The organism is Methylobacillus draconifructus (assembly GCF_045984355.1).
GTDB lineage: Bacteria > Pseudomonadota > Gammaproteobacteria > Burkholderiales > Methylophilaceae > Methylobacillus > Methylobacillus flagellatus_A.
This window is the reverse complement of the sequence record NZ_JBJQII010000001.1, coordinates 33,907-46,099: the sequence shown is the minus strand read 5'-3', so window position 1 is coordinate 46,099 and position 12,193 is coordinate 33,907. Positions and strand designations below refer to the sequence as shown.

The window sequence follows — 12,193 nt, the reverse complement described above, 5'->3', positions numbered from 1 at the left end:
TCGGTAATAGTTGAGTATACTACTTGGTTAATCTTTTCTCAATTGCGGCAACGATGCCCGTGGCATTGAGACCGCATTCCGCCAGCATGGTTTCATGCACGCCATGCTCGATGAACGTATCGGGCAGGCCGAGGCAGAGCACAGGCGTGTGAATGCCCGATGCCTGCATGGATTCCATCACGGCGGCGCCCGCGCCTCCCATGATGGCGTTTTCCTCAACGGTGACGATGAGGTCATGGCTCTGTGCCAGCTGGCTGACCAGGCTTGTATCCAGCGGCTTGACGAAGCGCATGTTGGCCACGGTGGCATCCAGGGTTTCGGCAGCTTCCAGCGCTGGGCTCAGCATGCTGCCGAACGCGAGGATCGCGACACGGCTGCCCTGCCTGCGCAGCTCGCCCTTGCCGATCGGCAGCGACTGCATTTCACTGGCGATGGCTGCACCCGGGCCGCCGCCGCGCGGATAACGCACGGCGGATGGGCCGTTGTGCTGATAAGCCGTGTACAGCATTTGCCGGCATTCATTTTCGTCGCTTGGCGTCATGACGATAATATTGGGGATGCAGCGCAGGTAGCTGAGGTCGAAGCTGCCTGCATGTGTCGGACCGTCCGCACCCACCAGGCCGGCGCGGTCGATCGCGAACATCACCGGCAGGTTCTGCAAGGCGATATCGTGGATGAACTGGTCGTATGCGCGTTGCAGGAATGTGGAGTAGATCGCGACGACCGGCTTCAGGCCGTCGCATGCCATGCCGGCGGCGAAAGTGAGCGCATGCTGTTCGGCGATGCCGACGTCGTAGAAGCGGTCTGGGAATTGCTCGGCAAAGGCATTGAGGCCGGAGCCGTCGCACATGGCGGGGGTAATGCCGATCAGGCGCTCGTCCTGGGCGGCCATGTCCACCAGCCAGTCGCTGAACACTTGCGTATAGGTTTTCTTGCCTGCCTGGGCAATCGAGCAACCGTTGCTGGGGTCGAACTTGCCGACGCCGTGGAACTTGCCCGGGTTGTCCTCGGCAGGCTGGTAGCCGTGGCCTTTCTGCGTCGCGATATGCAGGAACTGCGGACCCTTGAGCTCGCGGATATTGCGCAATGTCGCGATCAATACATCGATGTCGTGGCCGTCGATCGGGCCGATGTAGTTGAAGCCGAACTCCTCAAATAGCGTGCCGGGAGTCACCATGCCCTTCACGTGCTCTTCCGCGCGCTTAGCGAATTCGCGTACCGGGGGCATGACGCCCAGCACCTTCTCGCCGGAGCGGCGCATCGAGGTATACAGCGGCCCTGACAGCAGTTTTGCCAGATAGTTGGTCAGCGCGCCGACATTGGGCGATATCGACATGTCGTTGTCATTGAGGATCACCAGGATGTTGGCATCCATGGCGCCCGCGTTATTGAGCGCCTCGAACGCCATGCCTGCGGTCATGGCGCCATCGCCGATCACGGCGATCGAATGACGATCGGAGCCGCTTTTTTGTGCCGCAATCGCCATGCCGAGCGCGGCGGAAATGGAGGTGCTGGAGTGCCCGGTGCCAAACGTGTCGTAAATGCTTTCGTCCCGGCGAGGAAATCCGGCAATGCCGCCAGGCCTGCGCAGGTTGCCCATCTCTTCCCTGCGGCCGGTGAGTATCTTGTGCGGGTAGGTTTGGTGCCCCACGTCCCAGACCAAGCGGTCTTCCGGCGTATTGAATACATAGTGCAAGGCGATGGTGAGTTCGACCACGCCCAGGTTGGAGGACAGGTGCCCGCCCGTTTGCGCGACGCTATTGACGAGAAAGCCCCGCAATTGCCTGGCAAGCTCATGCAGCTCCCTGCGGTCAAGCCTGCGCAGTTGCTCTGGTGAGTTGATGCGTTCTAGCAGTTCGTACATGGCTGGCCCGCTTAAAAGCTACGTTGAGTAATGAAGCGCGCCACCTGCTTCAGCTGGCTGGCGGCTTCGCCATAAGGCGCCAGCGGCGCGAGCGCGTCGTCCAGCAATTCCTGCGCCAAGCGCTTGGCGTGGTCTATGCCCAGGATCGTGACATAGGTCGGCTTGTCGCTTTCGGCATCCTTGCCTGCCGTCTTGCCCAGGGTCTCGCTGTCGGCCTCTGCGTCGAGAATGTCGTCCACTACCTGGAAGGCGAGCCCGATGGCCTGGGCGTAATGGTCAATAGCATGCAATTGCGCCTGGTCCAGCTCATCGGCGCAGTGCGCGCCAAGCAGGGCCGCGGCGCGGATCAGGGCCCCGGTTTTGTGGATATGCATGTATTCCAGCTCGGATTGGTCGAGCGACTTGCCTACGCTGGCAAGGTCGATCGCCTGCCCGCCCGCCATGCCGCGCGAACCGCTGGCGATAGCCAGCAGGTTGACCATTTCCAGTTGCCTGCCTGGGTCGGTGCATAAGCCCGGCGTCGCCAGGGATTGGAACGCCAGGGTTTGCAAGGCGTCGCCAACCAACAGCGCTGTGGCGTCGTCGTATTGCTTGTGACAGGACGGCTTGCCGCGGCGCAAGTCGTCGTCGTCCATGCATGGCATGTCATCGTGCACGAGGGAATAGGCGTGGATCAATTCCACCGCAGCGGCTGCAATATCCACTTTCGCAGGGTTGGCGCCGCAGAGTTCGCCTGCCGCATGCGCAAGCAATGCGCGTACGCGTTTGCCTCCGCCCAATACGGCATAGCGCATGGCTTCATGCAGGCGGTTGGGGGAAATGTGCGATGCTGGAAGCAAGCTGTCCAGCGTGTGTTCCATACGTTGTTGGGTATGGTGGGCCCAGCTTTGGAAATCGGTCATTTAGCGTCGTTGTACGGTTGTAGCTGATTGGACTCGGTGAGGATGCGTACTTGCTGCTCAATGTCTGCCAGTGATTTCTGGCAGTGCTGCAATAGCTCCGAGCCGCGTTTGTAGGCGGCCAGGGATTGCTCAAGCGGCAGTTGGCCGGACTCGATCTGCCCGACCAGGCCCTCCAGCTCGGTCATGGCGGTTTCGAAGCTCAGGGCTTCAAATATGCTGGCTTGCGGATCGTCAGCCTTGGTTTTTTTACTCATGAAACAACCGGTGCAGGAGCATGTGGCACAACTCCATCAAGCTGTGCGTGCTCATTGCATTATTGTGAAAATAATGCGCCATTTTACGCCGAACTGCTTCTGTAAACCATGATTAAGTTAATGATAACCCGAGCTGCTGCTGCATGAAGCCGCGGATATCGCCGATCTCCTCCATGCAAACGGAATGTGGCATCGGGTATTCATGCAGTTCCAGGGAATATCCCTGGCTTTGCAATGCCTGTGCGGATGCATGGTAACGCGCCAGCGGAATGACATTGTCCAATGTGCCGTGCGCCATGAAGATGGGGATGTGCTGGTTGGCGGCATGCTTTTCTATGGAGAGGCTGTCAGCCAGCGCAAGATAAGTGGAAAGCGCCAATACTCCGGCAAGAGGAGCGGGGTGACGCAACGCGGTGTGCAGCGCAATGACGCCTCCCTGCGAGAAGCCCGCCAGCATGATGCGTTGGCTTGGAATCCCGCGTGCCAGTTCATTGGCGATCAGGGCTTCGACCTTTTCCTGGGTGGCGCGGATGCCATCGCCATCCTGGGCTGCACCCGGCTCGAAGCTGTAAATGTCATACCATGCGGGCATGGTATAGCCATGGTTGACCGTGACCGGGATTGCCGGGGCATGCGGCAGGATGAAGCGCGTATGAGGCAGCGCCAGCTCGCGCACCACTGGCGCGAAATCGTTGCCGTCCGCGCCCAGGCCGTGCAGCCAGATCACGCTGTTGCGGATGGCGTCATCGGAGGAAATTTCAATACAATCAAGTAAGGGCATCAGTTCTGCCTGTGTTTGGAGCGAAAGCTGCATTCTGCCATGCAATCCAGCATATGGCATACGGCACATTCCCCATGTGCAAGGCTTTTACGCTATGCTTCTGTAAAATCAACGCACTGGCATAACCCGACAACCTCATTCCTGCATGCGTATTTCCCGTCTCTTTTCCCATCAACACATCCGCCTGTTGCTCGGTATACTGGTCACGGTCCTGTTGCTGGCCCATGTCGTGGGAGCCTTGAATCTGGGCTTCATACAAGCGATGGAGCGCTTTGCCTATGATGCCCGGCTGCAGTTGCTGACGTCGGGAGGGCTGGACGACCATATCGTCATCGTCGATATCGACGAAGCCAGTCTGAAGCAAGAAGGACATTGGCCCTGGGGGCGCAACAAACTGGCGCAATTGCTGGACAGGCTATTCGACCAGTACCAAGCCAGGCTGGTGGCATTTGATGTCGTATTTGCCGAAAAGGACGAAAGTTCAGGCCTGGCGGCACTACAAGCCATGCGGCAAGCGCAATTTGGTCAGCGGCCAGACATCGCGCAGCTAATTGATGCGGTAGCGCCCGGGCTGGATTATGACCAGCAGTTTGCAGACAGCATGCGAGGACGCAATGTCGTGCTGGGATATTACTTCCGCCATGACACCCGCATGCAGCATAACATTGGCGTGTTGCCGCCGCCCGTGATGCAGGCCGATGTGTTGGCCGGGCGCGATATTGCCTATCTGCAGGCCAGCGGGTACGGCGCAAACCTGCCGGTCTTGCAGCAACAGGCAAAAGCGGCCGGGCACTTCAATCCCGATCCCGACGAGGACGGCATTACCCGCCGCATCCCGTTGCTGGTGGCATACCAGGATGGCGTGTATGAAGCCTTGTCGCTGGCAGTGGCGCGCCAAGTGCTGGGAGATGTTCAGGTGACTCCCGGTTTTGCCGACAGTATGCATTATGCTGGCATGGAGTGGCTGGAGCTAGGACAACGGAAAATCCCGGTCGATGCCAATCTTAATGCGCTGATTCCCTATCGTGGCAAGCAAGGGAGCTTCCCCTATATATCAGCTGCCGATGTATTGCACGGCAAGGTGCCGCCGCAGCAACTGCAGGACCGGATTGTGCTGATCGGCACGACGGCGCCGGGCTTGATGGATTTGCGCGCGACCCCTGTGCAGAGCGTGTATCCCGGCGTGGAAATCCATGCCAACATGATCGCGGGCATCCTGGACGGCAGCGTCAGGCAGCAGCCGGCCTACACGTTGGGCGCCGAGTTCCTGCTGCTGATGCTCCTGGGCGTGGGGCTGTCCATCCTGCTGCCGCGCATGCGGCCTGTGCCTGCCACGATGTTGTCGGCGGCGGTGCTATCCCTGCTGGTATTGTCCAATCTCCTGTCATGGGAAATCGGCGTCGTGCTGCCATTGGCTTCGGCCTTGCTGCTCGTGGCCTTGCTCTATGTACTCAACATGAGCTACGGCTATTTCATCGAGTCGCGCAGCAAGCGCCACTTGGCACAACTGTTCGGACAATATGTGCCGCCGGAGCTGGTCGCGGAAATGGCAGCCCGGCCGAATCAGCTCGGGCTGGAGGGAGAAAGCCGGGAGATGACGGTGCTGTTCTGCGATGTCCGCCGGTTCACCACCATCTCGGAAGCGCTTGATCCGCAAACGCTGGCCAAGCTCATGAACGAATACCTGACGGCGATGACGCGTGTCATCCACCAGCATCGCGGTACCATAGACAAATACATGGGCGATGCCATCATGGCGTTCTGGGGAGCGCCGCTGCATGACGAACAGCATGCGGCCAATGCAGTCAACGCGGCGCTGGACATGGCGCGGGAGCTTGAAAAAGTGAATGCAGTCTTTCAGGAAAAAGGCTGGCCTGCATTCAAAATAGGCATAGGCCTTAACACCGGTGAAATGACGGTGGGTAACATGGGCTCAGAATTTCGCATGGCCTATACCGTACTGGGCGATGCGGTCAACCTCAGCGCGCGCTTGGAAAGCTTATGCGAATATTACGCGGAACCTGTCATCGTGAGCGAGTTTTCTGTCCGGGCCGCGACGCAATATCCCTATCGCGAGTTGGACCTGATCCGTGTAAAAGGCAAGGATGCCCCCATACGGATTTATGCTCCCATCATTGATGAATATCCTGAAGCAGCGCAGGAATTGGCTCAATACGAACTGGCGTTAGCAGCCTATCGCCAGCAACAATGGCAACAAGCCAATACGGCTTTCAAGGCATTGCAAACCGCTTATGGCGAGCGCAGGATATACGTGCTTTATCTTGAGCGCATCAGTCATTTCAGCCATCATGCGCCAGAAGCGGATTGGGACGGCGTATACAATTTTGAAAGCAAGCGGGGGGAAGCATGATTGTCCAGGTATTGGGCTGCAGCGGCGGTATAGGCCAGGGCCTGCGCACGACATCCTTGCTGGTAGATGAGGATATCCTCGTGGATGCCGGCACCGGCGTGGGCGACCTCACGCTTGAGCAGATGTCAGCGATCGATCATGTGTTTCTGACTCACTCACACCTCGACCATGTCGCTTTCCTGCCATTGCTGCTGGATGCCGTGCTGGGCAAGCGCGAAAGGCCGGTGACAGTGCATGCGTTGCCGGAAACCATTGCCAGTCTCAAGGCGCATATCTTCAATGGGCAAATCTGGCCGGACTTCAATCGAATTCCTACTCCTGACCAACCTTTGCTGCAATATGCGCCTATGACGGTGGGAGACGAGGTTGAGATTGCTGGCCGACGTATTGTGGCACTACCTGCCAACCATAGTGTGCCTGCAGTCGGTTATTTGCTGGATAGTGGATCAGGCAGTCTTGCATTCACTGGCGATACCACCAGTTGCGACGAGTTCTGGCAAGTGCTGAACCAAGTAGACAATTTACGTCACCTGATCATCGAAGTCTCGTTCACCAATGCTGAGATTGCCTTGGCGTTGGTTTCTCACCATTATTGTCCGGCGTTGCTGCTGAATGGGTTAGATCAACTTAAGCCTCGTCCAGAAGTATGGGTTACGCATCTGAAGCCAGGTGAGGGAGAAGCAATCATGCGAGAAGTTAAAACAGTAAGCCATGGGTTAGCACCGCAGGTATTACAACAAGGGCAGTGGTTGAACTTCTGAATGATTATCCTTTTACAGTAGATGTCACTCGGGATATCAACGAGGTGCCGTGTCTTTCCTTGGTTTGATTAGTCAATTCGATAAAAAGATCAAAAGAGACAGGAGACGACGCATGGTGGCGTTGTCTCCTGTGGAGGAAGCTGCTTTTTTCGGCGCAATGACAGCTAGTTATTGTGCCTTATGTCTTTGCTAATTAAGTACAATTTCCTGGACGGAATTTAGCATCAATGCCGCCGCCAGTTGCACAAGTCCAAACTCCATCTGCATCACGATTAAGAGTAATTGTTTTTCCTGTAAATTTTGCAGCATTGCCACCTTTTGCTGTGCATTGAATTGCGGTGACGCCTGTTACTGCAAGAGTACAATAGGTGCTTGATGCTGTGTTCATCCCAATATATCCAGGATCTGTAGCTGTCACTGAAGGTGTTTTCCCTTCATTAACCGCAACTTCAAAAGCAGTTTTTAACGATGCGACCTCTTTGAATGCACCAGCAAATTGGCTTTTCACTACATAATCTTGATAGGCTGGAATAGCCACTGCAGCTAAAATGCCAATAATCGCCACCACGATCATCAGTTCGATCAATGTAAAGCCTTGTTGTACTTTTTTCATCATGAACCCCTTTAGTTGAGTTTTACTGCAGCTGGAGAGTGCCGCATGCATTGCTTATTGCAATGGCTGTGCCAGCTTTTGAGGGTGATGGGTTGTTTGTTGAATTTTAAGGGTTTTGTTGGAGTTGAAATAAAAAGCGGAGCTATTGCTCCGCTTTTTGCTCACTTTTAACTGACAATTTTTGTCACTAAGTGACAAGCATTGTTAGGTTTGCTTAGAAAGTTTACTTGCCTTCGGCTACTTTCTTCAGGTTGGCAAGGCCGGCATCATATACGCCATTGACCGCATCCAGGGCGGACTTGTCATCCTGGCCTGGAGGGATAGGTGGGTTGAGCTTGTACACGCGGTAGAAGCGGCCCATCCATTTGACTTCGGACTTGCCGCCGTCAAGAGCCTTGACGGAAATGGTGGAATAGTAGTCGGCAACTGGCAGCACGCCTTCGATGATGCCGTACTTCATTTGCTTACTGTCCTCATCCAGGCTCTTGAGGTTTTCCAGGATGGTGCCGCCGCCCTTGAGGGTAAGCAGGCGCACGGTTTCTTCCGTGCCGTCTACATTGCGCTTGTCGAGCTTGGTGCTTTCAACGGCAGGGTGCCATTTCTGCCAGTTGCCGAAGTCCTTGACCAAGGCCCAGACTTTGTCGGGGCTGGCATCGATGACGACAGTTTTTTCAACTTTCTGAGGCGAAGGCCCGTGGGCGGCAGCGGTGAGCGGCAGCAGGCCGATGGCAAGCAATGCGAGGATTTTCTTCATCTATGTTTCTCCATGTTTTTGCAAGTTATAAAAGTGGAACCGTCAATGTGCTGTCCTGCTGCTAGGTTGTAGCGGGACAGCATACTAATCAGCTCCCAATCAATGCGACGTCTTGTTGAGTATAAACTGTCCGAACGCCCGGCTTTGTTTGCCGGTGGAAATGTCCTGGATATGTTTATGGCTGCTGGCGTCTATCACTGAAACCGAGTTGTCAAACCAGTTGGCAACGTAAATTTTGTTGGTGGCGGCATCATAGTTGATGCCCTCCGGGAAGCCGCCGACGCGGATCTTGGCGGTTTCCTTGTTCTGTTCGAGGTCGATCACGGAGACTGTGTCCGCCTGGGTGTTGGTGACATAGGCATATCGGCTGTCCGGGCTCACCGTGACGCAATATGGATGTTCCCCCACGGCAATGGTGCGGGTTTCAAGGTTTTCCAGATTGATGACCGTCAGGCTGTTGGCATAGACATTGACGGCAAAAACCTGCTTGCCATCCGGCCCGAGGGTGATACCGAACGGGTGCTCGCCGGTGGCGATGCGCTGCAGCACTTTGAGGGATTGCGTGTCGATCACCGCCAAGTCGTTGCTGTCGCGATTGGCGACATAAAGCTTGCTGCCGTCGTGGCTGACGATGAGCCCCGCAGGCGCTTTGCCGATGCTGACTTCGCGGCGCTGGCTGGGATCGGCTGTATCGATCGCCAGGACGCGGTCATCGCCCCAGTCTGCAACGTAGAGTGTTTTGCTGTCCGGCGAGAGGGCAATGCCGACTGGCGAGCCGGATATCTCGATGGTGTCGATGACCTCATGTTTTTTGCTGTCTATCACCGATACCGAGTGGCTATCGACATTGCTGATATAGACTTTGCCCAAGCTGGCGGAGGAGGCAACGCCTACGGGAGCCTTGCCTACGGCAATGGTGGCGATGGTGCTGTGATCGTCGAGGCTGAGAACGGAAACAGTGTTTTCACCCTGGTTGGTGATGTAGGCCTCATCTGCCAGAGCCGGGAAGACAAATGCCAGAAGAGGCAAAAAGCTGTTGAGAATACGGATGTGGTGTTTCACTGTCGATTACGTTTTTGCGATCAGGTTTGCCAGTTGGTTAAAGTAACGCGTCAACGTTGCTGTAGGTTGACCCAGCAGTATACGGGGGGCTTGTAAACAGCGTCAAGGCTGGATTTCTCCTGTGTTTTCCGGGATTTTGATCGTGGCGTTGCCGCTTGCTCAGCTTTCAATATCTGGCGAAATATGGAAAAATGACGACAAACTATAGAGGTATGTTGTCATGATAGATCGGGATGGATATCGCCCGAATGTCGGCATTATTTTATGTAATGCCCGCAATCAGGTGTTTTGGGGTAAGCGCATCCGCGAACACTCTTGGCAGTTTCCGCAAGGCGGGATTAAATATGGCGAGAGCCCTGAGCAAGCCATGTACCGCGAATTGATGGAGGAGGTTGGGCTGCGTCCCGAGCATGTCAAAATCCTGGGCCGCACCCGGGACTGGCTGCGGTACGACGTGCCCACCAACTGGATCAAGCGCGAATGGCGTGGCAGTTACAAGGGGCAGAAGCAGATATGGTTCCTGCTCCGGCTGGTCGGGCGTGATAGCGACGTGTCATTGCGTGCCAGCACGCATCCGGAATTCGATGCCTGGCGCTGGAGCGATTACTGGGTAGCGATGGATTCCGTCATTGAGTTCAAGCGCGATGTCTATCGCCTGGCGTTGAAGGAGCTGTCCTCCCATCTGGCGGATCGCCGGCGCGCGCGCGCGGCGGAGAAGCTGGATCAGCCAGTGCGTTGATTTGCCTATGGAGATTCCGGCGTCGGGCCGGAATCTCCTTTTCAATTTCATTTCAATCTTGTTGCGCCATTGCCTCGCCCAGGGATACGGCCTTCAATGGATGCCAGCCGGCCTCGAACTTAAGCCCTGCCGCTTCCGGGTAGAGTAGCACCACGGTCGACCCTAGCAGGAAGCGTCCCATTTCCTCACCTTGTTTCAAGTGAATGTCCTGATCATGATAGTGCCAGGTCTGGATTTTTCCCGGACGCGGCGGGTTGACGATGCCGTGCCATACGGTCGCCATGCTGCCCACGATGGTGGCGCCTACCAGTACCAGCACGAACTTGCCTTCGCCATGCGCGAATTCGCACACCACGCGCTCATTGCGGGCGAATAGCCCGGGCACGTGCTCGGCAGTCAACGGGTTGACGGAAAACAGGTCGCCGGGCACATAGGTCATGGAAAGCAGCTTGCCGTCGCAGGGCATATGAATACGGTGGTAATCGCGGGGGCTGAGATAGATGGTGGCAAAGTAGCCGTTTTCATAATGTTGTGCCATCGAGGCATTGCCGGCCAATAGGGTGGTGGTTGAATACTGGTGGCCCTTGGCCTGGAAAATCTGGTCCTTGTCTATGCGGCCGAACTGGCTGATGGCGCCATCGACAGGGCAGATTTGCGCCGCATCGGCCAGCGGCCGTGCACCGGGCTTCAATGCCCGGGTAAAGAAATCGTTGAAGCTGGCATAGCTGGCAATGTCGGGATTGACCGCTTCCAGCATGTTGACCCGGTAATGCTTGGCAAACCAGCGGATGACGGCGGTGGTCAACCAGCCTGCCCGCAAGTGGGCGAGTTTGCCCGCCAATGCGGTCAGTGCGATTTTTGGGGTCAGGTATTGCAGTTTGACGGAACAGGGTGTTGACACACAAACCTCTTCATAGGGGACTGGATGTAAAAAAGAGGCTGGACATCGTCCAGCCTCTTTCTATTTTAACGTAGACTTTGATCGCTTAGTTCTTGGATTGAGACTAAGTGCGATCAATCTACCAAAAACTAATTAGTTCTTGGATTGATCTACCAGCTTGTTCTTGGCAATCCAAGGCATCATGGCGCGCAGTTGGCTGCCGACTTGCTCAATCGGGTGGGCGGCGGTCAGGCGGCGGCGTGCAGTCATGGATGGATAGTTGGTACGGCCTTCCAGGATGAATTGCTTGGCGTAATCGCCGTTCTGGATGTTGGTCAGGCATTCCTTCATCGCGGCGCGGGCCTGGTCGGCAATCACGCGCGGGCCGGTGACGTACTCGCCGTACTCGGCATTGTTGGAAATGGAGTAGTTCATGTTGGCAATACCGCCTTCGTACATGAGGTCCACGATCAGCTTCAGTTCGTGCAGGCACTCGAAGTAGGCCATTTCCGGGGCGTAGCCAGCTTCGACCAGTGTCTCGAAGCCAGCCTTGACTAGTTCGACTGCGCCGCCACAGAGCACAGCCTGTTCGCCGAACAAATCAGTTTCGGTTTCTTCGCGGAAGTTGGTCTCGATCACGCCGCCCTTGGTGCCGCCGTTGGCTGCAGCGTAGGACAGCGCAATGTCCTTGGCCTTGCCGGAGGCGTCTTGGTAAACCGCGATCAGGGATGGCACGCCGCCGCCCTTGAGGTATTCGGAACGCACGGTGTGGCCTGGGCCCTTAGGCGCGATCATGATCACGTCCAGGTCCTTGCTCGGCACGATCTGGTTGTAATGCACGTTGAAGCCGTGAGCAAAGGCCAGCGCAGCGCCCTTCTTCAGGTTGGGCTCGATTTCAGCGTGATAGATTTCTGCCATGGTTTCGTCAGGCAGCAAGACCATGACGACATCCGCGCCAGTGACGGCATCCTTGATTTCCTTGACGTCATGGCCTGCGTTCACGGCCTTGGCAAAGGAGCTGCCGTCCTTGCGGGCGCCGATGGTGACGGTCACGCCGGAGTCCTTCAGGTTTTGCGCATGGGCATGGCCTTGGGAGCCGTAGCCGACGATGGTGACTTTCAGCTTCTTGATCAGGGAGAGGTCCGCGTCCTTGTCGTAATAGACTTTCATTTTTTACCTTTCAATACAAATGGATTCTGCTGCCCGGTGTGA

12 protein-coding genes are annotated in these 12,193 nt (G+C 56.3%); 3 read left to right on the top strand and 9 right to left on the bottom strand.

Going from position 1 to position 12,193, the window contains the following annotated elements; translation table 11 throughout:
- Positions 1-19: 19 nt before the first annotated feature.
- The 4 genes from dxs to ACJSDX_RS00220 all read right to left on the bottom strand — a co-directional run bounded on the left by dxs (position 20) and on the right by ACJSDX_RS00220 (position 3,801).
- Positions 20-1,864 (bottom strand): 1-deoxy-D-xylulose-5-phosphate synthase, encoded by a 1,845-nt coding sequence (dxs, locus tag ACJSDX_RS00235; protein WP_407992982.1) that lies wholly within the window; start codon positions 1,862-1,864, stop codon positions 20-22.
- An 11-nt stretch (positions 1,865-1,875) separates the two neighbouring features.
- Complete coding sequence (locus ACJSDX_RS00230) at positions 1,876-2,766, bottom strand: polyprenyl synthetase family protein (RefSeq protein ID WP_407992981.1); 891 nt, start codon at positions 2,764-2,766, stop codon at positions 1,876-1,878.
- Entirely contained in the window at positions 2,763-3,020 is a 258-nt protein-coding gene (xseB, locus tag ACJSDX_RS00225; RefSeq protein WP_309566357.1) for an exodeoxyribonuclease VII small subunit, read from the bottom strand. The genes ACJSDX_RS00230 and xseB overlap by 4 nt, the downstream gene beginning before the upstream one ends.
- Before the next feature lie 112 nt (positions 3,021-3,132).
- A complete protein-coding gene (locus tag ACJSDX_RS00220) occupies positions 3,133-3,801 on the bottom strand; it encodes an alpha/beta hydrolase (protein ID WP_407992980.1) in 669 nt (222 codons plus the stop codon).
- Between the two features lie 145 nt (positions 3,802-3,946).
- On the opposite strand from ACJSDX_RS00220, the gene ACJSDX_RS00215 reads away from it, so the two are divergent.
- Positions 3,947-6,172: a CHASE2 domain-containing protein gene (locus tag ACJSDX_RS00215; protein ID WP_407992979.1), complete on the top strand. Its 2,226-nt coding sequence runs from the start codon at positions 3,947-3,949 to the stop codon at positions 6,170-6,172.
- Positions 6,169-6,933 (top strand): MBL fold metallo-hydrolase, encoded by a 765-nt coding sequence (locus tag ACJSDX_RS00210; protein WP_407992978.1) that lies wholly within the window; start codon positions 6,169-6,171, stop codon positions 6,931-6,933. The genes ACJSDX_RS00215 and ACJSDX_RS00210 overlap by 4 nt, the downstream gene beginning before the upstream one ends.
- Before the next feature lie 193 nt (positions 6,934-7,126).
- Here ACJSDX_RS00210 and ACJSDX_RS00205 read toward each other — a convergent pair whose 3' ends face one another.
- The 3 genes from ACJSDX_RS00205 to ACJSDX_RS00195 form a co-directional block, all read right to left on the bottom strand.
- A complete protein-coding gene (locus ACJSDX_RS00205; protein WP_407993541.1) occupies positions 7,127-7,546 on the bottom strand; it encodes a pilin in 420 nt (139 codons plus the stop codon).
- 223 nt (positions 7,547-7,769) lie between these two features.
- Positions 7,770-8,300 (bottom strand): SRPBCC family protein, encoded by a 531-nt coding sequence (locus tag ACJSDX_RS00200; RefSeq protein ID WP_407992977.1) that lies wholly within the window; start codon positions 8,298-8,300, stop codon positions 7,770-7,772.
- Between the two features lie 99 nt (positions 8,301-8,399).
- Positions 8,400-9,362 (bottom strand): cytochrome D1 domain-containing protein, encoded by a 963-nt coding sequence (locus ACJSDX_RS00195; RefSeq protein WP_407992976.1) that lies wholly within the window; start codon positions 9,360-9,362, stop codon positions 8,400-8,402.
- A 220-nt stretch (positions 9,363-9,582) separates the two neighbouring features.
- Here ACJSDX_RS00195 and ACJSDX_RS00190 point away from each other — a divergent pair, with 220 nt between their 5' ends.
- Positions 9,583-10,101, top strand: a complete 519-nt coding sequence (locus ACJSDX_RS00190) for an RNA pyrophosphohydrolase (protein ID WP_309566364.1) — start codon at positions 9,583-9,585, stop codon at positions 10,099-10,101.
- Positions 10,102-10,153: 52 nt separating this feature from the next.
- On the opposite strand, the gene asd is transcribed toward ACJSDX_RS00190, so the two are convergent.
- Positions 10,154-11,002, bottom strand: coding sequence for an archaetidylserine decarboxylase (asd, locus tag ACJSDX_RS00185; RefSeq protein ID WP_407992975.1), 849 nt, complete (start codon positions 11,000-11,002; stop codon positions 10,154-10,156).
- Positions 11,003-11,134: 132 nt separating this feature from the next.
- Entirely contained in the window at positions 11,135-12,151 is a 1,017-nt protein-coding gene (gene ilvC / locus ACJSDX_RS00180; protein ID WP_309566367.1) for a ketol-acid reductoisomerase, read from the bottom strand.
- Positions 12,152-12,193 lie beyond the last annotated feature (42 nt).